The sequence below is a fragment of the Aneurinibacillus sp. REN35 genome (assembly GCF_041379945.2).
Taxonomy (GTDB): domain Bacteria; phylum Bacillota; class Bacilli; order Aneurinibacillales; family Aneurinibacillaceae; genus Aneurinibacillus.
Genome location: NZ_JBFTXJ020000062.1, coordinates 1 through 217, shown reverse-complemented (window position 1 = coordinate 217; position 217 = coordinate 1). Strand labels below are relative to the sequence as shown.

1 pseudogene is annotated in these 217 nt (G+C 65.0%); it reads left to right on the top strand.

Annotated features, from left to right (window positions below):
• Positions 1-217: pseudogene (locus tag AB3351_RS23660) on the top strand (NAD(P)/FAD-dependent oxidoreductase); the annotation flags it as partial.

The following is a 217-nucleotide window of genomic DNA, read 5'->3' as shown; positions in this document are numbered from 1 at the left end:
CCGGAGCCGGGCGGCCAGCTCACGACGACGACGGAGGTCGAGAATTTTCCCGGCTTCCCGGACGGCATCATGGGCCCAGAGCTGATGGACAATATGCGCAAGCAAGCCCAGCGCTTCGGCGCCGAGTTCATGACCGGCTGGGTCACGAAGACGGACCTCTCGCAGCGGCCCTTTACCGTCACCGTCGACGGTTATGGCGAACTGAAGGCGGAGACGC